Below are 19,913 nucleotides of genomic sequence, written 5' to 3'. Positions count from 1 at the left end.
ATACTCCCGCCGGAGGCAAAGATTTTTCGACGAAAAATCTTTCGCCTGCCGAGAGGGTCGTCAGACCCGCCTGCCGCCGATCCAGACCTCGGCAATGGCGCGGTCGTCGCCCATCATGATGGTCGGGAACAGCGCCTCCCACAGATCCTCGGCCGCCGCGCTGCGCTGGGCGATGGCGGGGGTCGAGGCGAGGTCTAGCACTACCAGATCGGCCTCCATTCCCGCCGCGACATTGCCGATCTGGTGATCCATCCGCAGCGCCCGGGCCGAGCCCTGGGTGGCCAGCCACAAGAGCTGCGCCGCATGTAGCGGCACGCCGCGCAGCTGGCCGATCTCATAAGCCGCCGCCATGGTGCGCAGCATCGAAAAGCTGGACCCGCCGCCGGTATCGGTGGCCAGCCCGATCCGCTGCCCCTCAGCCATCAGCCCGGCCATGTCAAAGAGGCCCGAGCCGATGAAGGTGTTGGAGGTCGGGCAATGGATCAGCCCGGCGCCATGCTCGCGCAGCCGGTCGCGCTCGCGCTTTTCCAGGTGGATGGCATGGCCATAAAGCCCACGCCCGCCCAAGAGCCCGTGCTGCTCGTACGTGTCCAGATAGTCCCGTGCCTCGGGGTAGAGCCCCTTGACCCATTCGATCTCGTCGGTCTGTTCGCTCAGATGGGTCTGCATCAGGCAATCGGCATGCTCGGCCCAGAGCGCGCCCATCGCGTCCAGCTGTTCCGGTGTGGAAGTGGGCGAGAACCGGGGCGTGATCGCATAGGAGATCCGGTCCACCCCGTGCCATTTCTGCAAGAGCGCCTTGGACTGGTCATAGGCGCTCTGCGCCGTGTCGCGCAGGAATTCGGGGGCGTTGCGGTCCATGCAGGTCTTGCCCGCCACCACCCGCTGCCCACGCGCCTGCGCCTCGGCAAAGAAGGCCTCCACGCTCTCTGGATGGATGGTGCAGAAGCTGCACATGGTGGTGGTGCCATGCGCCGCTGTCAGGTCCAGATAGCGCGCGGCGATCTCGGACGCATAGGCCGGATCGGCGAACTTGCGCTCCTCGGGAAAGGTATAAGTGTTCAGCCAGTCGATCAGCCGCTTGCCCCAGCTGGCGATCATCGCCGTCTGGGGATAATGCACATGCGCATCTACAAAACCGGCCAGGATGACACGCCCGCCATGGTTTGTCTCGGCGGCACCCGGTGCCGCCGCGCGCATCGCCGCCAGCGTGCCGACAGCCGCGATATGCGAGCCGTCGATCAGCACGGCCTCATCGACCTGCACCACATCTGCGGGCGCGCCGTCGAACGGAGAGTGGGCATAGGACAGCACCTGCCCCCTGAGGATCGTCTTGCCGGTCATGGTCCGCATCTCCTTCGCGCAGTACAAAACGGACGCTACCCTAAAACATGCGCGGCCCGGCGGTAAATCGTGGCATTGTCATTGTTTTCTGATAGCTGCTTCTTCAAATTCGCGGCCAATTCGCATAGGGGCTAACCATGAGCACAGGTTCCGACACACCCGATCTGGAAAAGCCCCGCGACGAGGACGCCTATGAGCTCGATCTCGAGGTCGTGGCCGAGATTCTCGAGGCGGTCGAGGCTGGCAATCGCGAACGTCTGATCGAGTTGATGGAGCCGCTGCACGCGGCCGACATCGCCGACCTTCTGGAACAGATCGACGCCCAGGACCGGGCGGACCTGATCCGCCTCTACGACCGCGAGTTCGATGGTGAGATCCTGTCCGAGCTTGACGAGAGCATCCGCGAGGACGTGATCCGCCAGCTGACGCCCGAGGTTCTGGCCGAGGCGGTGCGCGAACTGGACAGCGACGACGTCGTCGACCTGATCGAGGATCTCGAAGAGACCGAGCAGGTGGCGATCCTCGGCGCGCTGAACGATGCCGACCGGGTCGCGGTCGAGCAGTCGCTGACCTATCCCGAAGGCTCCGCCGGCCGCCTGATGCAGCGCGAGGTGGTGATGGCCCCCGAACACTGGACGGTGGGCGAGATCATCGACTTCATGCGCAACTCGGATGAGTTGCCGGATCAGTTCTATCACGTGGTGCTGGTCGATCCGCGCCTGCACCCGATCGGCAACGTGACCCTGGGCCGGATCATGTCGGCCCGGCGCGATGTGCCGCTTGTCGGTCTTGCCGAAGAGACGTTTCAGATCATTCCCGTCGATCAGGACGAGGAAGATGTCGCCTATGCCTTCAACCAGTACCACCTGATCTCGGCGCCCGTGGTCGATGACGAGGGGCGTCTGGTCGGGGTGATTACCATCGACGATGCGATGATCGTGCTGGACGAGGGGCATGAAGAGGACATCCTGCGCCTCGCCGGTGTCGGCGAGGAAAGCAGTCTGTCCGATACGGTGATGGAGACCACCCGCCAGCGCCTGCCCTGGCTGGCGGTCAACCTGGCGACGGCGATTCTGGCCTCGCTGGTCATCTCGATCTTCGAGGACACCATTGCCGGGGTTGTGGCATTGGCGGTGCTGATGCCGATCGTGGCCTCGATGGGGGGCAATGCCGGCACCCAGAGCCTGACGGTGGCGGTGCGCGCGCTGGCCACCCGCGACCTTACGGGCTCGAACCTGGGCCGGGTGATCCGGCGCGAGGTGGTGGTGGGCCTGGCCAACGGGCTGGTCTTTGCCGTGGTGATGGGGCTGGTCGGCTATGTCTGGTTTGGCCTGCCGATGCTGGGCATCGTCATCGCTGCCGCAATGGTGGTCAATCTGGTCGTGGCCGGGCTGGCGGGCACCGGCATTCCGGTGCTTCTTGAAAAGGCCGGGGTCGATCCGGCGCTGGCCTCGGGCACCTTTGTCACCACCGTTACCGATGTGGTGGGGTTCTTCGCGTTCCTCGGGCTGGCTTCTGTCCTCTTGCTGTAAAGGCTTTCGCATGGACGACCTGACCGAGATCAAGGCCGCCGCCCGCAAGGCGGCTTTTGCCCGCCGTAAACTGGCCTTCGATGCACGGCCCCCGGGTGCTGCGGGGCGGCTGTCGGAAATCCTAGCCGGGTATCGCGGTGTGCCACTGTCAGGCTATATGCCGATCCGGACCGAGATCGACCCGCTGCCCGCCATGGCCGAGGCCGCCGCCCACGGTCCCGTGGGCGTTCCTGTCATTCAGGGCGCCGGGCTGGCCTTGCGGTTTTCGCGCTGGGACCCGGACGGGGCGCTGCGCGAGGGGCCGTTTGGCGCCATGGTGCCGGAAATCGACGACTGGATGGAACCCGAGATCCTGATCGTGCCGCTGGTGGCCTTTGACGCGCGCGGCGGGCGGCTGGGCTATGGCGGCGGTTTCTACGACCGTACCTTGCAGGGGCTGCGCGCCAAACGGGCCACGCTTGCCATCGGTTTCGCCTTCGACGCGCAAGAGGCCGAGGCGCTGCCGCTGGAACCCACGGACCAGCCGCTCGATATGGTGGTCACCGAAAGCCGGGTGCTGAGCTTTTGACCTTTCGCCCGGGTTCGGCCCGCGCGCATTGAGTATTCTTGACCAGAAAGAAGCCCGATCCCGCGCCTGCTTCTTTCTGGTTGAAAATACTCCGGGGGAGGCGCCGAAGGCGCCGGGGGCAGCGCCCCCTGCATTTCCCGCTTGCCCGAAGGCGCGCCGCCGCCTAGGACCGGGGGCATGAAGATACTCTTTCTTGGCGATGTGATGGGCCGCGCCGGGCGCGCGGCGGTGGTGGAGCACCTGCCGCGGCTGCGGGCAGAGTGGAAGCTCGATTTTGTGGTGGTGAATGGCGAGAACGCCTCGAACGGCATGGGCCTGTCGGGCGAACATGCCAAGGTGCTGCTCGATGCCGGGGCCGATTGCCTGACCCTTGGCGATCATGCTTTCGACCAGAAGGACATGTTGCAATACATCGAGGGCGACAGTCGCATCGTCCGGCCGATCAACTATGCCAAGGGCGCGCCGGGGCGGGGGCATCGCCTGTTCAACGCGCCGGGCGGGCGCAAGGTGCTGGTGGCGCAGGTGCTGGGCCAGGTGTTCATGAAGCGCCCCTATGACGATCCGTTCTCGGCGATCGAGCCGGTGCTGAAATCGCATCCGCGCGGCGGGCTGGCCAATGCGGTGATCGTCGACATGCATTGCGAGGCGACCTCGGAGAAGATGGCGATGGGCCATTTCTGCGACGGGCGCGCCAGCCTGGTGGTGGGGACCCATACCCATGTACCCACGGCGGATGCGATGGTGATGCCGGGGGGCACCGGATATCTGAGCGATGCGGGCATGTGCGGCGATTACGACTCGGTCATCGGCATGGACAAGGCAGAGCCGATGCGCCGCTTCATCACCGGCATGGCCAAGACCCGTTTCACCCCGGCGCTGGGTGCTGCGACGGTGTCGGGCGTCTATATCGAGACCGACGACCGCAGCGGCGCCGCGACCCGGATCGCGATGGTGCGCGTGGGCGGCCGGTTGGAGCAGTCCGGTCCATGAACCGTCGCGCGCTGGCCCTGCATGTCGGCCTGTTGCTGCTGTTCGGGACCGGCTGGGGTCTGACCCAGCCGCTGACCAAGATCGCGGTCAGCACCGGGCATCAGCCGCTGGGCCTGATCTTCTGGCAACTGGTGATCGGCGCGGGTGTCATGGCCGCTGTCTCCCTGCTGCGCGGGAGGGGCCTGCCGGTGACCCGGCGGACCCTGGCGCTGTGCCTGATCATCGCGCTGGTGGGCACGCTGGTGCCCAACGCCGCCTCTTACCGGGCCATCATGCATCTGCCCGCCGGGCTGATGTCGATCCTGATGTCGCTGATTCCGATGATGGCTTTCCCGATTGCCCTGGGCCTGGGGCTGGAGCCGTTCAGCGCGCGCCGCTTCGGCGGCCTGGCCGCCGGGCTGGCGGGGGTCCTGCTGCTGGTGCTGCCCGAGGCAAGCCTGCCCGACCGCGCGATGCTGGCCTGGCTGCCGCTGGCACTGGTGGCGCCGCTCTGCTACGCGGTCGAGGGCAATTATGTCTCGCGCTGGGGCACCGCCGGGCTTGACGCGATCCAGGTGCTGTTCGGCGCCTCGCTGCTGGGCGCCGCGATTGCCCTGCCGCTGGCGCTGGCCTCGGGCCAGTTCATCTCGCCGCTGGCGCCCTGGGGGGCGCCCGAATGGGCGCTGATCGCCTCTTCGCTGATCCATGTCTTTGCCTATGCGGGCTATGTCTGGCTGGTGGCGCAGGCGGGCGCGGTCTTTGCGGTTCAGGTCAGCTATGTGGTCACCGCGACCGGGGTGCTCTGGGCGATGGCGCTGCTGGGAGAGAGTTATTCGCCTTATATCTGGGCGGCCATGGGCCTGATCCTGCTGGGCGTGTTCCTGGTACAGCCGCGGCCCAAGGATGGGCTTGCCCAGACGGGGACGATACGGGAAACTTGACGCCGGCACTGATGCCTGGCCCGATTGGATCATAACAGTTCGAAATGCAATTCCTGACATTGAGCGAAACCGGCAGCGCCATCCTGACCCTCGGGATCGTGGGGTTGATGTTCATCCTGTTCCTGCGCGAGGTATTCCCGACCGAGGTGGTGGCCATTCTGGGCGTCTCGGTAATGCTGGTGACCGGGGTGCTGCCATATGATGCCGCGTTGCCGGTGCTGTCGAACCCTGCACCCTGGACCATCGCCGCCATGTTCATCATCATGGGGGCGCTGGTGCGCACCGGTGCGCTTGATGCCTTTACCTCGGTGGCGCAGCGGCAGGCACAGACCAATGCCCGTTTTGCCATCGGCCTGTTGATGGCCTTTGTGGTGGTCGCCTCGGCCTTTGTGTCGAACACGCCGGTCGTGGTGGTGATGATCCCGGTCTTTGTCCAGATCGCCCGCACGCTCGATGTCGCCGCCTCCAAGCTGTTGATCCCGCTCAGCTATGGCGCGATCCTGGGCGGCACGCTGACACTGATCGGGACCTCGACCAACCTGCTGGTCGACGGCGTGGCGCGGGCACAGGGGCTTGAGGCATTCTCGATCTTCGAGGTCACACCGCTGGGCATCGCGGTGGTGGCCTGGGGCATGATCTATCTGCGCTTCATCGCCCCGCGTCTGCTGCCCGAACGCGACAGCATGGCGATGCTTCTGTCGGACAAGTCCAAGATGAAATTCTTCACCGAGGCGGTGATCCCCCCCGACAGCAACCTGATCGGGCGCGAGGTGACGGGGGTGCAGCTGTTCAAACGGCCCGGCGTGCGGCTCATTGACGTGATCCGGGGCGACCTGTCCTTGCGCCGCAACCTCAAGGGGATCGAATTGCAGGTCGGCGACCGGGTGGTGCTGCGCACCCAGATGACCGAACTTCTGAGCCTGCAAAGCAACAAGGAGTTGAAGCGTGTCGATCAGGTCTCGGCGGTCGAGACCACAACGGTCGAGGTGCTGATCACCCCCGGCTGCCGCATGGTGGGCCGGTCGCTCGGCGAATTGCGCCTGCGCCGGCGCTATGGGGTCTATGTGCTGGCGGTGCACCGCCGCAACCAGAACATCGGCCGCCAACTGGACCAGCTGATCGTCAAGGTAGGCGATACGCTGCTGCTCGAAGGTTCGCCCGCCGATATCCAGCGGCTGGCTGCCGATATGGAGATGGTCGATGTCTCGCACCCCTCGGCGCGGGCCTATCGGCGCGGTCACGCGCCCATCGCGGTGGCCTCGCTGGTGGGGATCGTGGCGCTGGCGGGTCTCGGGGTTGCGCCTATCCTGATGTTGTCGATCGTGGCTGTGGCGCTGGTGCTGGTCACCCGTTGCATCGACGCGGACGAGGCGTTTTCATTTATTGACGGTCGCTTGCTGGCGCTGATCTTTTCCATGCTGGCCATTGGCGCTGCGCTGGAAAGCTCGGGCGCGGTGCGGCTCATTGTCGAGGCCATCGCGCCGGGCCTGGGCGGCCTGCCGCCCTTTCTGGTGATCTGGGCGATCTACCTGCTCACCTCGGTGCTGACGGAACTGGTGTCGAACAACGCGGTGGCCGTGGTCGTCACCCCGATTGCCATCGGTCTGGCGCAGGCAACCGGTCTTGATCCGCGCCCGCTGGTGGTGGCGGTGATGATCGCGGCCTCGGCCTCTTTCGCCACGCCCATCGGATACCAGACCAATATGCTGGTCTACGGGCCCGGCGGCTATCGCTTTACCGATTTCATGAAGGTGGGCATTCCGCTGAACCTGACCATGGGTCTGCTGGTCTCGGCGCTGATCCCGTTCATCTGGCCGCTTTGATCCGGCCTGAAACAGAGCGTTTCAGCGCGCTTGACTTGAACGCGCCTTCTCTGATCCGATCTGTTGAGGTGGATAGGCTTCTTTGTTGAAAGGTTTTGGTGGCATGAAACGATTTTCTGGATGGATGGCGTTGTGCCTGGGCGCCCTGATCGGAGGCAGCGCCATGGCGGGAACGGTGACCGGAACCGCGGGCTATCGCGAGCGCATCGCGCTGCCGCCCGGTGCGGTGCTGGAGGTGCAGCTTCTCGATGTCTCGCGCATGGATGTGGCGGCCACGGTCCTGTCGTCGCGCCGCTATGCGATGGGCGCTGTGCCGCAGGCCTTTGAACTGGCCTATGACGACGCGCTGATCGACCCGGCAATGAGCTATTCCGTCTCGGCGCGGATCCTGATGGGGGACAAGCTGCTGTTCACCACCGACACGCATAACCCGGTGCTGACCCGTGATGCGGGCGACAGCGTGGATCTGATGCTGGTTAAGGCTGCGCCAACCGGGCTTGACGGGCGCGACTGGGCACTGCGCGAGATCGCCGGGGTGCCGGTCGAGGGGCCGGGCATGCCGGGCATCTCCTTCGAGGCTGGCGGGCGTTACTTTGGCCGGGGCGGTTGCAACAGCTTTCAGGGCGAGGCCGAGATCGGTCCGGGGCGGATCAGCTTTCCCGACAATATGGGAATGACCATGATGGCCTGCTCGCAAGAGGCCGAGGCGCTGGACAGGCGCTTTGTCGAGGCGCTGGCCCAGGTCACCGGCTATGTGCTGGAGGCGGACGCGCTGAGCCTGACCGATGCTTCGGGGAGTACGGTTCTGAGGTTCGTCTCTCAGCCGTGATCGCCTGGCCCGGGTCCCGCGCTGCGGCTAAGGTGGCGCCAACAGGGAGGTCGCATGACGAAACAGGACATCCGCGTGGCGCTGGTCATCGCCGGGCTCGTGCTGTTTCTGGGCTGGGCCATCGGCTATGGCGCGGGCCTGCTGACCCGGCCCGCCTCGGTGGTGCCGCCCAATCCGCCGGTCGAGGCCGCGGAACCCGTTAAATCCGAAGTCGAGAAATCCGCGCGCACCGTCACCGGTGCGGATGGCGCGACCTATCCCGGCTATATGGATGTCTACGTCAACGACTATGCCGACCTGCTGGATGACAACGCCGAAAGCCGCATCCGCAAGGTCCTGATCGACCTCTACGACTACGCGGGCATCGAGATGACGGTGCTGACCATCGACAACATGGGGCAATACGGCCATCAGGGCGAGATCGAACCCTTTGCCACCGGGCTGTTCAACGCCTGGGGGATCGGCAACGCCAGCCGTAACGACGGGGTTCTGGTGCTGGTCGCGCGTCATGACCGGCGGATGCGTATCGAGATCGGCGCTGGATATGACAGCGGCTGGAACACTCGCATGCAACGGGTGATCGACACAGGGTTCCTGCCGTATTTCCGCCGCGACGAATACCAGCAGGGCATCGAGGCGGGCGTGGACGAGACGGTGCGCGAACTGACCGGCAGCTATCCCGGCGCCTGGGACATGGGCACGGCACAGCGTGGCTGGTCCTGGATCGCGCGCGCGGTCGACCGGATCGGCGAATGGATGCTGGCGCTGGTGCTGGTGCCGCTGGGCGGGCTGGCGCTGTGGCTGCGCCGCTATCTGCGCAACCGGCCGCGCCCCTGTCCGCAATGCCGCACGATGATGATCCGCGCCGGGGAAGAGGCCGATGACGAACATCTCGACGGCGGCCAGCGGCTGGAGGAGTTTCTCAAATCCGTCGATTACGACGTCTGGCATTGCCCCGGCTGCGGCCATATCGACATTCACCGGTACAAAAGCTGGTTCTCTTCCTTTGGCGCCTGTCCGCAGTGCAACTATCGCACGCTCTCGACCACCTCGACCGTGCTGACCGCCGCCACCAAATCCCGCGAGGGGCGCAAGCGGGTGGATTACGATTGCAGGCATTGCGCCTATCACAACAGCGAGACCCGCACGATCCCCAGGATCAGCGAGAGCAATGGCGGTGGCTCGGGGCGGTCGTCGTTCGGCGGCGGCTCTTCCTCGGGCGGCGGCGCTTCGGGCAGATGGTAGCAGGGGCGCTGCCCCTCTGCGGCTGCGCCGCATTCACCCCGGGATATTTTTAGCAAGAGGATGGGGGCAGGGTGGTCCGCTCGAAGGAGAGCACCCTCGACACAAGCCAAGCCGGACGGGTACCCTTGCCCGCATATGGCAAGGGAGGCAAAGCCATGCATCCAACCGAAAGAGTGGTGCGCCAGTTTCACGAATCCTGGGACATGCGCGACCCCGAGCGCGGCGCCGCCGTGATCGCCGAGGATTGCGATTTCGAAGACATTGCACGCGGTGAAAAACTGCCGGGCAAACAAGCTTACAAGGCTGACTACAATCGCTGGCGCGAGGCCTTTCCCGACGGGCTGTGCAAGGTGGAGAATGTGATCGTCAGCCAATGTGGCGAATGGGCGACGGTCGAATTCCGCAACACCGGGACGCATACCGGGGTTCTACGGTCCAGCCTTGGCGATTTCCAGCCGACCGGTCGGCGGGCCGAGGTGCGATATTGCTCGGTCATGCGGGTTCGGGACGGTAAGGTGGTCGAGGGGCGCGACTACTACGACAGTGCTACAATTGTCCGTCAGCTGGGTCTGATGGACTAGGATTTGTCGGGGCAGACCAAATGCGGGCTGCTACCTGATCTTCAGGCAATTGCCCGTGACCGCCCGGCGTTGCGGCCCGAGAAGATGCAGCCGCCCAGGAAGGTGCCTTCCAGCGCGTTGTAGCCGTGGTAGCCGCCGCCGCCGAACCCCGCCACCTCTCCGGCGGCAAAAAGGCCCGGCACCACCTGACCATCGGCGCCCAGCATCTGGCCATCCAGGTCGGTATGCAGCCCGCCCAGCGTCTTGCGGGTCAGCACATGCAGGCGCACCGCGATCAGCGGGCCGTTGACGGGGTCAAGGAACTTGTGCGGCTTGGCGGTGCGGATCAGCCGGTCGCCGCGATAGTTGCGCGCGGCATGGATCGCCATGATCTGCGTGTCCTTGGTGAACGGGTTGTCCATCTGCGCATCGCGCGCCTCGATCTGGGCGCGCAGATGGGTCTCGTCGATCGGCACCTCGCCCAGCCGGTTCATGCCACGCACCAACTCGCTCAGGCTGTGGGCGACCACAAAATCCTCGCCATGCTGTTTGAACGCCTCTACCGGGGCGGTGGCGGATTTGCCCGACAGGATGCGCTGGCGGATCACCTCGGACCATCTGCCCGAGGTGAAATCGGGATTCTGCTCAGACCCTGACAGCGCGAATTCCTTCTTGATCACCTTCTGGGTCAGCACGAACCAGCTGTATTCGTATCCGGTCTTGAGGATTTCGCGCAGGGTGGTCAGCGTGTCGAACCCCGGCAGACAGGGCGGCGCCAGCCGGTTGCCGCGCGCGTCGAACCACATCGACGAGGGGCCGGGCAGGATGCGGATGCCATGGTCGGGCCAGATCGGATCCCAGTTGCGCACGCCCTCGGTGTAATGCCACATCCGGTCGCCGTTGATGACATGGCCGCCCGCGCGTTCCGAAATCGCGATCATCCGGCCATCGACATGGAACGGCACGCCCGCCACCATGTCGCGCGGTGGCTCTCCCAGCCGGTCGCGTGGCCAGGCCTTGCGCACTAGGTCGAAATTGCCGCCGATCCCGCCCGAGGTGACCAGGATCGAGGGCGCATAGACCTCGAACTCGCCCACCTCGTCGCGGTTGGTCTTTTGCCCGCGCTGGGCAGTGTCCGGGGCCAGAACCTCACCCGACACCCCGGTCGCGGCAGCGTTCTGCATGATGATATGGCTGACCTGGTGGCGAAACCGCATCTCGATCCGGCCCGCCGCCACATGGTCCTGCACCCGGCGCAGAAAGTGCTCCAGCACGCCCGGCCCGGTGCCCCAGGTGATGTGAAAGCGTGGGACAGAATTGCCATGCCCGTCGGCATAGGAGCCGCCGCGCTCGGCCCAGCCAACCACCGGGAACCAGCGCAGGCCCATCTGGTGCAGCCAGGGTCGCATCTCGCCGGCGGCGAATTCCACATAGGCCTCAGCCCATTTGCGCGGCCAGGCGTCCTCCGAGCGGTCGAACTGCGCGCTGCCCAGCCAGTCGCGCAGGGCCAGATCGGCGCTGTCGCGGATGCCCATGCGGCGCTGTTCTGGGGTATCGACCATGAACAGCCCGCCTAGCGACCAGAAGGCCTGACCGCCCAGGAAGCTCTCGGGTTCCTGATCCAGCAGGATCACCCGCTTGCCCCGGTCGCCCAGTTCGGCGGCGGCAGCCAGCCCGGCCAGCCCGCTGCCCACGATGATCGCATCGGCGGTATTCGTGCCCATATCCGTCCTCCCTGTCTTGCTCTCAGCCTAGGACGGCAGCAGGGCAGCAGGCAACGGCGCCGTTGGGTCAGCCGTAGCGCTGGGCGAAACGGCGCAGGATCTCGCCGGGTGCGGTGACCTCTGCCGAATGGCAGAGCGCGATCAGCCGCGCCGCATCCTCGGGCGGGAAATAGCCGTGATCCTTGTAGATTTGAATGCGCTGTTCGAAATCATCCGCATCCGCCTCGGGGTGGAATTGCGTGGCATAGACATTCTGGCCCCAGCGGATCATCTGATAGGGGCAGGGGGCCGAGGCGACCAGATGGGTACAGCCCGGCGGCAGCGCCTGCACGGCCTCCTTGTGGCCGACATAGGCCTCGAAAACCGGCGGCAAACCGGCGGTCAGCGGATCGGTGGTGCCGCTTTCGGTGAGGGTGCAGGTCGAGGGGCCGACCGGCTCGCCATAGCGCGCCTTGCTGACCGCGCCGCCCAGATGCGCCGCCAGCACGCCCAGCCCATAGCAGCAGCCCATGAAGGGATGGTCGGCGCCGGTGATCTGCGGCATCAGCCCCAGGATCGCCGCCTCGATCCGCGCCTCGGTCGCGGGCTTGGTGGCGGGATCGTCGCTGACACAGCCGGGGCCGCCACCGACGATGACACCCGCGTAATCGGTCACATCCAGCCCCTCGGGCAGGTCTTCACAATCCAGCCGGATGCGATGCGCCCGCTCGGGCCCGATGCCGCATTTGTCGAGGATCGAGGCAAACTCGGCATCGGCGGCATCGGTCTCGGGGCGCAGTTGCAGGATCAGAAAGCGTTTCATGGCGCTTCGTCTAACGCGCAGTGCCCTGCCGGGCAAGCGCGCGCATGGCCGGAAGGGGCCAAGCGAGGCTCTGCCTCGCGCTCCGGAGTATTTGGGGCGAAATGAAGAGAGCAGGCCCTGCTGCTTCTTTCTGGTCGGAAATACTCCGGGGGAGTCGCCCGGAACGGGCGGCGGGGGCAGCGACCCCTGCCTTGGGCGGGGTCAGAGCGCCGCCATCACCTCGTCGGAGGCTTCGAAATTGGTGGTCACGCGCTGTACGTCGTCATCGTCTTCCAGCGCATCCACCAGTTTCATCAGCTTCTGCATCGCATCCAGATCGAGCTCGGTCGTGGTCGAGGGTTTCCACACCAGCTTGGTCGAATCCGATTCGCCCAGCGCCGATTCCAGCGCCGTCGATACCTCGTTCAGGTCGGTATCGGCGCACCAGATCACGTGGCCCTCTTCCGAGCTTTCCACATCTTCGGCGCCCGCCTCGATCGCCGCCATCATCACGGTGTCCGCATCGCCCACCGAGGCCGGATAGACCACCTCGCCCTTGCGCTCGAACATGAAACCCACCGAACCGGTCTCGCCCAGGTTGCCGCCATGCTTGGTGAAGGTCGAGCGTACGTTCGACGCGGTGCGGTTGCGGTTGTCGGTCATTGCCTCGACGATCACCGCCACGCCATTGGGGCCATAACCCTCGTAGCGGATTTCCTCATAGGCGTCTCCATCGCCGCCGACCGCTTTCTTGATCGCGCGTTCGATATTGTCCTTGGGCATCGACTGCGACTTGGCTTCCTTGATCGCCAGGCGCAGGCGCGGGTTCTTGTCGGGGTCCGGGTCGCCCATCTTGGCCGCAACGGTGATCTCTTTCGAGAACTTCGAGAACAGCTTTGACCGCGCGGCGTCCTGCCGGCCCTTGCGGTGCTGGATGTTTGCCCATTTGGAATGGCCGGCCATGTGGAACTCCCGACGTATTTGGCTTGACCGCGCTTCTATAGACGAAGGGCCGGGGGGGCTTCAATCCCCGTTGCGCGCCCTGCCGGGTTCACGGAAATTTGTTGACGTGTTAAGTAGTGTGTGCTGTACTCGACCCAGAGCCTACGACGATGCGACGCGGGCGCTCCCGTGGACGCAGGCCATGTTCAGGGAGGAACAGAACCATGACATTGCGCAAGACACTCGCCGCATTTGCGGCTGCGGCCGGTCTATTCGTGGCCGGGGTCGCCCAGGCCGAATGGGCGCCCAAGGGCAACCTGACGCTTCAGATCGGGTTCGGTGCCGGTGGCTCGACCGACACCATCGGCCGGGTCGTGGCCAAGGTGATGAAGGAACAGACCGGCTGGAACGTGATTGCCGAGAACAAGCCGGGCGGCGGCGGCGTCGCCATGTTCGCCGGGATCGCCAACCGCCCCGCCGATGGCTCGGTGGTCGGCCTCGGGGTCAACATGCCGATCCTGGTGAACCTGGTGAACAAGCCCGGAGAGTTGGGTTTCGATCTGGACAGTTTCGATTATCTCGGCACCGCGGCGCGGGCGCAGCTGGGCCTCTTTGCCCGTGCCGATGCGCCGTTCGACGATGTCGCCGGGCTGATCGAATATGCCAAGGCCAACGGGGCCGCGCCGCTGGCCTTTGACGCCAAGCCGCAGGAACTGGCGATGCGGCAGGTGATGGCGAAATCGGGGGCCGAGTTCCAGTTCCTCTCGACCAAGGGCGGGGCCGAGAACCTGAAACTGGTGCTGGGCGGTCAGGCCATCGCTGGGTTCGAGGCGGGCGAGCATCTGCCCTTCCTGGAAAGCGGCGAGATCAAGATGATCGCCAGCATGAACAACACCCGCCACAACTATGCCCCCGACACGCCGACCCTGCCGGAACAGGGCTATGACATCTATGTCGATCCGGTGTTCTTCTTTGCCGCCGCCAAGGGCACGCCCGAGGATGCCCGCATGGCGCTCACCGAGGCGCTGGCCGCAGCGCTCGACAGCGAAGAGGTCAAGACGGTGGTGATGAACTCGCTGAAATCCCCGATCGAGAACATGGGCCCCGAGGGCACCGAAAAGATGCTGCGCGACGGGCTGGTGAACGTGGGCGCATTGTTCGGCAAGTGATGCACTGACGATGCAAGCCAAGACAAGCGACCGGCTCTTGGGCCTGTTCCTGATCCTGCTGGGGGTGCTGTTCTTCGTCAGCATCATCCCCTGGCAGGCGCAGGCGGCCGATTATGGCTGGCTCAAGCCGCGCACCTTGCCCCGTATCCTGGCGGTGGTGCTGGGCCTGTGCGGTCTGGCGCTGCTGATCCGCCCGCCGGGCGACGCAAGGCCGGGGCGGTTTTACTGGGCGCGCGCCATGCTCTTTGCCGGGGTTCTGGTGCTGGGGCTGGCGGCGATGTCCTGGCTGGGTTTTGTCCTGGTCGCACCGCCCATGGCGCTGCTGCTGATGTGGCTGGCGCATGAACGGCGGCCGCTCTGGCTGCTGCTCGGGGCCGCCGGAATGCCCGCCGCGATCTGGTTCACGGTGGCGGTGCTGCTCGACCGCCCGCTGCCGTAACCGCACCCTCATGACGAAAGGCCAAAGATGCCGGAACTGAGCGTCATTCTCGCCGGGTTCGGCGATGCCCTTGCCCCGATCAACCTGCTCTTCATCCTGTTCGGCGTGGCGCTGGGGCAGTTTGTCGGCGCGGTGCCAGGGATCGGGCCGGTGATGGCGACGGCCATCGCCATTCCGTTTACCTTTGGCATGGACCCGCTCACCGGCATCGCCTTTCTGGTGGGGGTGAACAAGGGCGGTCTGGTCGGCGGCGCCATCCCGGCGGTGCTGCTCAATACCCCCGGCACGCCGGACGCAGCGGCAACCGCGCTTGACGGCTATCCGCTGGCGAAACAGGGCAAACCGCTCAAGGCGACCAAGATGGCGCTGTTCTCCTCGATCACCGGCGACACGTTCAGCGACATCGTGCTGATCACCGTCTCGGCGCCGATGGCGATCCTGGCGCTGCGCATGGGCCCGGTCGAGGTTCTGGGCCTGATGCTGCTCGCCTTTGCCGTCATCGCCGGGCTGATGGGCCAGTCGCTGGTCAAGGGCGTGGTGGCCATCGCGCTGGGCCTGATGGCGGCAATGGTGGGCACCGATCCCGAACATGGCTCGCCCCGGCTGATATTCGGCAATTACGAACTTTACGACGGTCTGCCGCTGGCCTCGGTCGCGATCGGCATGCTGGCGATTTCGGAACTCCTCAAACGGCTGAGCGAAACGCGCGGCACCGTGCGCCCGGCAATCACCCTGCCGCGCAACCAGCCGCGCGCCGATCGCAGCGTCAGCTGGGCCGAATACTGGGGCTGCCGCTTCACCATGCTGCGCGGCGCGGTGATCGGCACCATCCTGGGCGCGCTTCCCGGCATCGGTTCGACGGCGGCGGCCTTCATGTCCTATGCCTCGGCCCGACAGGCGTCGAAGGAGCCAGAGAGCTTTGGCAAGGGCAGCCTGCACGGCATCGCCGCGTCGGAATCGGCCAATTCCTCGGTCATGGGCGCCAACATGATCCCGATGCTGACCCTCGGCATACCCGGCAGCGTCAGCGCCGCGCTGATCATCAGCGCCTTCATGATCCATGGTATCCAGCCCGGCCCCTTCCTGTTCTCGCAGCAGGGGCAGCTGGTCTATGGCCTGTTTGGTGCGATGATCATCGCCAACCTGATCAACCTCTGGGTCGGGCAGCTTGGCTTGCGGTTCTGGGTGCGGGTGGTCTCGGCGCCGGAACCCTTCATCTTTGCCTCGGCGCTGCTGATGTGTTTCGTCGGCGTGGCACTGGCCTCGGGCGGGCTGTTCGGCATCGGGGTGATGCTTGTCTTTGCGCTTCTCGCCTATGTCATGTCCGCCTTCGGCATCTCGGTCGTGGTCTTCATCATCGCCTTCTTCCTCGGTCCCAGGCTGGAAATCTCGCTGTCGCAGACGCTGGCCCTGCTGAACGGTCAGCCGCAAAAGCTGCTCGACTATCCCTTTGCGCTGGTCCTGATGGCGCTGGCACTGGTCACGGCGGTGGCGCTGGCCCGCCGCCGCGACACCGAGAGCGAAACGCGCTGAGCCTGTGGCCCTTCCCTCCGGCGCGGGGTAAGCTGCTCTGACGACCGGAGTTTTTGCCCATGACGCTTGACCAGATCCTGCTCTTCTCTCTCTTCGTGGCGGTGTTTGCGCTGCTGCTCTGGGGGCGGTTCCGCTACGATCTGGTGGCATTTTCGGCGCTGATGCTGGGGGTGGTGCTGGGGCTGGTGCCGGTCAAGGACGCGTTCTCCGGCTTTGGCCATCCCGCCACAATCGTGGTGGCGTTGGTGCTGGTGGTCTCCGCCGGGCTGGTGCGCTCGGGCGCGGTGTTCCTGATCACCCGCACGCTGGTCGATGCCTCGCGCGGGCTGGGCGCCCATATCGCGCTGATGGGCGGCATCGGCGCGGTGCTCTCGGCCTTCATGAACAACGTGGCGGCGCTGGCGCTCCTGATGCCGGTCGATATCCAGACCGCGCGCAAGGCAGGGCGGGCGGCGGCGCTGACGCTGATGCCCTTGTCCTTCGCCACCATTCTGGGTGGCATGGTTACGCTGATCGGCACGCCGCCCAATATCATCATCGCCTCGATCCGGGCCGAGGCGCTGGGCGAGCCATACCATATGTTCGATTTCGCCCCGGTCGGCGGCGCGGCGGCCCTGGCGGGGCTGATCTTTGTGGCGCTGATCGGCTGGCGGCTGATCCCGACACGCGGCGGCGGCGCCGCCGAGGCCGCGGATGCGCTGGCCGAATACATTGCCGAACTGACGGTGCCCGAAGGCTCGCCCCATGTCGGCAAACGCCTGGCCGAACTGGATGCCGACGCGGAAAAGGCCGATGTCGCGCTCCTGGGTCTGATCCGCGACGGCCAGCGCCGCTATGGCCGCGCCGCCAACACCATCCTGGCCGCTGGCGACACGCTGGTGATCGAGGCCACGCCCGAGGCGCTGGATGAGTTCCGCGCCGCGCTCAGCCTCGATTTCTCCGACAAGGAGCGGCAGCAGGCGCTGACGGCGGCGGGCGAGGGGCTGGACGTGATCGAGGTGGTGGTGACCGACGGCGCCCGCATCGCCGGGCGCACCGCGCAGGGGCTGGGGCTCAGCTGGCGGCAGAACACCGTGCTGATGGGCATCTCGCGTCAGGGCACCCGGATCACCCAGCACATTCGCCGGACCGAGGTGCAGCCGGGCGATATCCTGCTGTTGCTCTGCCCACGCGACCGGGGGCCGGACGTGACCGAATGGCTGGGCTGCCTGCCGCTGGCCACGCGGGGCCTGAGCGTGACCGCCAATGACAAGACCTGGCTGGCCATCGGCCTCTTTGGCGCGGCGGTGCTGGCGGCCTCGGTCGGGCTGCTTTACCTGCCGGTGGCGCTGGGGCTGGTGGTTGTGGCCTATGTGCTGACCGGCATCCTGCCCATTGCCGAGCTATACGACCATATCGAATGGCCGGTGGTGGTGCTTCTGGGCTCAATGATCCCGTTGGGCGCCGCGCTTGAGGCGTCGGGCGGTACCCAGCTGATTGCGGGCGGGCTGGTGACGTTGACGGCGGGCTGGCCCGCCTGGGCCATCCTGACCGTGCTGATGGTGGTGACGATGACCTTGTCGGATGTGCTCAACAACACCGCAACGACGATTGTCGCCGCGCCAGTCGGCATCCAGATGGCCAATGCGCTGGGCGTCTCGCCCGATCCGTTCCTGATGGCGGTGGCGGTGGCGGCCTCGGCGGCGTTCCTGACCCCGATCGGGCACAAGAACAACACGCTGATCCTCGGCCCCGGCGGTTATCACTTCGGTGACTACTGGCGCATGGGCCTGCCGCTGGAACTCCTGATCGTTGCGGTCACCATCCCGGCCATCCTGGTGTTCTGGCCGATGTAAGCGCTATTCCGCGAAGCTCGCGATCTCGCTCAGCGGCTTCTTGATCTTGGCCACCTCGGGCACGGTCGCATCCGCCGCCGGATGTCCCACCGCGATGATCATCGTGGGTTTCTCGGACGCGGGCCGCCCCAAAGCGTCATTCAGGAACCGCATCGGGTTGGGCGTATGGGTCAGCGCGCACAGCCCCGCGTGATGCAGCGCCGCCAGCAGGAAGCCGGTGGCGATATTGACGCTTTCCGGAACGTAGTAATTCTTGTAACGGGTACCATCGTCGAACTTGCCCCAGCGCTGGGCAAAGACCACGATCAGCCAGGGCGCAACGGTCAGGTGTTCTTTCACCGCATTGGTGCCGATGGGCTCCAGCGCCTTGATCCACTCATCGCCTGCGCCCCCCGCATAGAACCGCCGCTCTTCCTCCTCGGCCTCTTCGCGGATCCGCGCCTTCAGCGCCGGATCACCCACCGCCACAAAATGCCAGGGCTGGTGATTGGCACCCGAGGGCGCGGTGCCTGCCGTGCGGATGCAAGCCTCGATCACCGCGCGCGGCACCGGCCGGTCGGAATAGTCGCGCACCGTATGTCGCCGCCGCATGGTGTCGTGAAACGCCTCGGCTGCCGCCAGCATCTGGTCGTCACTCATCTCGACCCGGTCGGGCAAGGGCAGGGCGGCATAACTGAGCGCGTCGCGGGCAAACATGGCGGGTCCTCCAAAGGTTGTTCCACACTTATCCGGCAGTCTCAGACGGGGTTCAAGCCCAGCGCCGCCGCCCGCTTCACCGCGCGGGTCAGAGGCGCCAGCGCCGGGGTCAGCACCCGGCTCACCTGCCAGGTCAGCGGCACGTCCAGCGGTCTGTGCGGGATCAGCGGCAACAGCTCGCCCCGGTCGAGCGGTCCGCGCACCAGCGCGCGCGGGTTCATCCCCCATCCGATCCCGGCCAGCGCGGCATCGACAAACCCCTGCGAGGACGGCAGGTAGTGGCAGGGCGGGTTCAGCCGCGCGCCGGTCTGCGCCTCGATCCAGCGCTGTTGCAGCCGGTCCTTGGCGTTGAAGGTCAGGCAGGGCGCCCGCGCCAGCGCCTCGGCCGTAACGCCCCCGGCAAACCAGCGCCGCATGAACACCGGGCTCGCCGTCGCGATATAGCGCAGCGCGCCCAGCGGATGCGCGTCACAGCCCGGTACCGGCTTGTCATGGGCGGTGATGGCGGCGGCCACCTCGCCACGCCGGAGCCAGTCGGCGGAATGATCCTGATCGTCGATCACCAGATCGAAGAGCACATCCTCTACCCCGGTCATCGCTTCCAGAAACCAGGTGGCCAGACTGTCGGCATTGACCGCGATCCGCACCCGCACCGGCCCCGCCCCCTGGTCCAGCGCCAGATCGCGGCTCACCTGCGCCTCCAACAGGCCGACGTCTTCGGCGTGCCGCGCCAGCCGCAGCCCGGCGGCAGTGCCGGTGCAGGGCGTGCCGCGATGGATCAGTGGCAGGCCCGTGCGCTCCTCCAGCGCACGGATCCGTTGCGAGATCGCCGAAGGCGTCACCGACAACGCGCTTGCGGCAGCCTCGAAACTGCCAAGCCGCAGGATGGCGGCCAGGGCCGCCAGATGCTGGGGATCGAACTGCATTAGAATTTCTAAACCACTGTCAGTATCTTTAACTGGCTTAAACTTCGTGCGCCATCT

18 protein-coding genes are annotated in these 19,913 nt (G+C 65.9%); 12 read left to right on the top strand and 6 right to left on the bottom strand.

Annotated features, from left to right (window positions below; all coding sequences use genetic code 11):
* Positions 1-60 precede the first annotated feature (60 nt).
* Complete coding sequence (gene guaD / locus OE747_RS07400; RefSeq protein WP_263827965.1) at positions 61-1,344, bottom strand: guanine deaminase; 1,284 nt, start codon at positions 1,342-1,344, stop codon at positions 61-63.
* Positions 1,345-1,481: 137 nt separating this feature from the next.
* Between guaD and mgtE the strand changes: the two genes are divergently transcribed.
* The 8 genes from mgtE (at position 1,482) to OE747_RS07360 (ending at position 9,832) form a co-directional block, all read left to right on the top strand.
* Positions 1,482-2,876: a magnesium transporter gene (mgtE, locus tag OE747_RS07395; protein ID WP_263827964.1), complete on the top strand. Its 1,395-nt coding sequence runs from the start codon at positions 1,482-1,484 to the stop codon at positions 2,874-2,876.
* 10 nt (positions 2,877-2,886) lie between these two features.
* Positions 2,887-3,444 carry a 5-formyltetrahydrofolate cyclo-ligase gene (locus OE747_RS07390; RefSeq protein ID WP_263827963.1) on the top strand — a complete coding sequence of 186 codons (558 nt, stop codon included), beginning with the start codon at positions 2,887-2,889 and terminating at the stop codon, positions 3,442-3,444.
* Positions 3,445-3,621: 177 nt separating this feature from the next.
* Entirely contained in the window at positions 3,622-4,434 is an 813-nt protein-coding gene (locus OE747_RS07385) for a TIGR00282 family metallophosphoesterase (RefSeq protein ID WP_263827962.1), read from the top strand.
* Positions 4,431-5,354, top strand: a complete 924-nt coding sequence (locus OE747_RS07380) for a DMT family transporter (protein WP_263827961.1) — start codon at positions 4,431-4,433, stop codon at positions 5,352-5,354. The genes OE747_RS07385 and OE747_RS07380 overlap by 4 nt, the downstream gene beginning before the upstream one ends.
* A 44-nt stretch (positions 5,355-5,398) precedes the next feature.
* On the top strand, positions 5,399-7,177 hold the full coding sequence (locus OE747_RS07375; protein ID WP_263827960.1) for an SLC13 family permease: 1,779 nt from the start codon (positions 5,399-5,401) through the stop codon (positions 7,175-7,177).
* A 103-nt stretch (positions 7,178-7,280) separates the two neighbouring features.
* Entirely contained in the window at positions 7,281-8,006 is a 726-nt protein-coding gene (locus tag OE747_RS07370; RefSeq protein WP_263827959.1) for a YbaY family lipoprotein, read from the top strand.
* Between the two features lie 54 nt (positions 8,007-8,060).
* Positions 8,061-9,251, top strand: a complete 1,191-nt coding sequence (locus tag OE747_RS07365) for a TPM domain-containing protein (protein WP_263827958.1) — start codon at positions 8,061-8,063, stop codon at positions 9,249-9,251.
* 155 nt (positions 9,252-9,406) lie between these two features.
* Positions 9,407-9,832, top strand: a complete 426-nt coding sequence (locus OE747_RS07360) for an ester cyclase (RefSeq protein WP_263827957.1) — start codon at positions 9,407-9,409, stop codon at positions 9,830-9,832.
* Between the two features lie 41 nt (positions 9,833-9,873).
* Here the strand turns inward: OE747_RS07360 and OE747_RS07355 are convergent, their stop codons facing one another.
* The 3 genes from OE747_RS07355 to OE747_RS07345 all read right to left on the bottom strand — a co-directional run bounded on the left by OE747_RS07355 (position 9,874) and on the right by OE747_RS07345 (position 13,279).
* Positions 9,874-11,535, bottom strand: coding sequence for an FAD-binding dehydrogenase (locus tag OE747_RS07355; protein ID WP_263827956.1), 1,662 nt, complete (start codon positions 11,533-11,535; stop codon positions 9,874-9,876).
* Positions 11,536-11,602: 67 nt separating this feature from the next.
* Positions 11,603-12,337 carry a glutamine amidotransferase gene (locus OE747_RS07350; RefSeq protein ID WP_263827955.1) on the bottom strand — a complete coding sequence of 245 codons (735 nt, stop codon included), beginning with the start codon at positions 12,335-12,337 and terminating at the stop codon, positions 11,603-11,605.
* Positions 12,338-12,538: 201 nt separating this feature from the next.
* Positions 12,539-13,279, bottom strand: coding sequence for a YebC/PmpR family DNA-binding transcriptional regulator (locus OE747_RS07345; protein WP_263827954.1), 741 nt, complete (start codon positions 13,277-13,279; stop codon positions 12,539-12,541).
* A 203-nt stretch (positions 13,280-13,482) separates the two neighbouring features.
* Here OE747_RS07345 and OE747_RS07340 point away from each other — a divergent pair, with 203 nt between their 5' ends.
* From OE747_RS07340 to OE747_RS07325, 4 genes are read left to right on the top strand one after another with little or no spacing between them, the layout of a single operon-like run.
* Entirely contained in the window at positions 13,483-14,427 is a 945-nt protein-coding gene (locus tag OE747_RS07340) for a tripartite tricarboxylate transporter substrate binding protein (protein ID WP_263827953.1), read from the top strand.
* A 10-nt stretch (positions 14,428-14,437) separates the two neighbouring features.
* Complete coding sequence (locus OE747_RS07335; protein ID WP_263827952.1) at positions 14,438-14,866, top strand: tripartite tricarboxylate transporter TctB family protein; 429 nt, start codon at positions 14,438-14,440, stop codon at positions 14,864-14,866.
* A 27-nt stretch (positions 14,867-14,893) separates the two neighbouring features.
* Positions 14,894-16,399, top strand: coding sequence for a tripartite tricarboxylate transporter permease (locus OE747_RS07330; protein ID WP_011046822.1), 1,506 nt, complete (start codon positions 14,894-14,896; stop codon positions 16,397-16,399).
* A gap of 59 nt (positions 16,400-16,458) precedes the next feature.
* Positions 16,459-18,234, top strand: a complete 1,776-nt coding sequence (locus OE747_RS07325; RefSeq protein ID WP_263827951.1) for an SLC13 family permease — start codon at positions 16,459-16,461, stop codon at positions 18,232-18,234.
* Positions 18,235-18,237: 3 nt separating this feature from the next.
* Here the strand turns inward: OE747_RS07325 and OE747_RS07320 are convergent, their stop codons facing one another.
* Positions 18,238-18,930 carry a nitroreductase family protein gene (locus tag OE747_RS07320; protein WP_263827950.1) on the bottom strand — a complete coding sequence of 231 codons (693 nt, stop codon included), beginning with the start codon at positions 18,928-18,930 and terminating at the stop codon, positions 18,238-18,240.
* A gap of 41 nt (positions 18,931-18,971) precedes the next feature.
* The gene (locus OE747_RS07315) at positions 18,972-19,856 is read right to left on the bottom strand and encodes a LysR family transcriptional regulator ArgP (RefSeq protein WP_263827949.1); all 885 of its coding nucleotides are present in this window, start codon (positions 19,854-19,856) and stop codon (positions 18,972-18,974) included.
* Between the last annotated feature and the right edge of the window lie 57 nt (positions 19,857-19,913).

It is taken from the genome of Ruegeria aquimaris, assembly GCF_025751555.1.
GTDB classification, from domain to species: Bacteria; Pseudomonadota; Alphaproteobacteria; order Rhodobacterales; family Rhodobacteraceae; genus Ruegeria_B; species Ruegeria_B aquimaris.
Note: the sequence above shows the minus strand (reverse complement) of the source record. Positions and strands in the feature narration are given on the sequence as shown.

Excerpts from the sequence above, each read along its gene's own strand:
- OE747_RS07370 (WP_263827959.1), top strand. The coding sequence starts at position 7,281 with ATGAAACGATTTTCTGGATGGATGGCGTTGTGCCTGGGCGCCCTGATC.
- OE747_RS07345 (WP_263827954.1), bottom strand. The coding sequence starts at position 13,279 with ATGGCCGGCCATTCCAAATGGGCAAACATCCAGCACCGCAAGGGCCGG.
- OE747_RS07325 (WP_263827951.1), top strand. The coding sequence starts at position 16,459 with ATGACGCTTGACCAGATCCTGCTCTTCTCTCTCTTCGTGGCGGTGTTT.
- OE747_RS07320 (WP_263827950.1), bottom strand. The coding sequence starts at position 18,930 with ATGTTTGCCCGCGACGCGCTCAGTTATGCCGCCCTGCCCTTGCCCGAC.
- OE747_RS07330 (WP_011046822.1), top strand. The coding sequence starts at position 14,894 with ATGCCGGAACTGAGCGTCATTCTCGCCGGGTTCGGCGATGCCCTTGCC.
- OE747_RS07380 (WP_263827961.1), top strand. The coding sequence starts at position 4,431 with ATGAACCGTCGCGCGCTGGCCCTGCATGTCGGCCTGTTGCTGCTGTTC.
- mgtE (WP_263827964.1), top strand. The coding sequence starts at position 1,482 with ATGAGCACAGGTTCCGACACACCCGATCTGGAAAAGCCCCGCGACGAG.
- OE747_RS07355 (WP_263827956.1), bottom strand. The coding sequence starts at position 11,535 with ATGGGCACGAATACCGCCGATGCGATCATCGTGGGCAGCGGGCTGGCC.
- OE747_RS07340 (WP_263827953.1), top strand. The coding sequence starts at position 13,483 with ATGACATTGCGCAAGACACTCGCCGCATTTGCGGCTGCGGCCGGTCTA.
- OE747_RS07390 (WP_263827963.1), top strand. The coding sequence starts at position 2,887 with ATGGACGACCTGACCGAGATCAAGGCCGCCGCCCGCAAGGCGGCTTTT.
- OE747_RS07315 (WP_263827949.1), bottom strand. The coding sequence starts at position 19,856 with ATGCAGTTCGATCCCCAGCATCTGGCGGCCCTGGCCGCCATCCTGCGG.
- OE747_RS07365 (WP_263827958.1), top strand. The coding sequence starts at position 8,061 with ATGACGAAACAGGACATCCGCGTGGCGCTGGTCATCGCCGGGCTCGTG.
- OE747_RS07360 (WP_263827957.1), top strand. The coding sequence starts at position 9,407 with ATGCATCCAACCGAAAGAGTGGTGCGCCAGTTTCACGAATCCTGGGAC.
- OE747_RS07350 (WP_263827955.1), bottom strand. The coding sequence starts at position 12,337 with ATGAAACGCTTTCTGATCCTGCAACTGCGCCCCGAGACCGATGCCGCC.
- OE747_RS07335 (WP_263827952.1), top strand. The coding sequence starts at position 14,438 with ATGCAAGCCAAGACAAGCGACCGGCTCTTGGGCCTGTTCCTGATCCTG.
- guaD (WP_263827965.1), bottom strand. The coding sequence starts at position 1,344 with ATGACCGGCAAGACGATCCTCAGGGGGCAGGTGCTGTCCTATGCCCAC.
- OE747_RS07385 (WP_263827962.1), top strand. The coding sequence starts at position 3,622 with ATGAAGATACTCTTTCTTGGCGATGTGATGGGCCGCGCCGGGCGCGCG.
- OE747_RS07375 (WP_263827960.1), top strand. The coding sequence starts at position 5,399 with ATGCAATTCCTGACATTGAGCGAAACCGGCAGCGCCATCCTGACCCTC.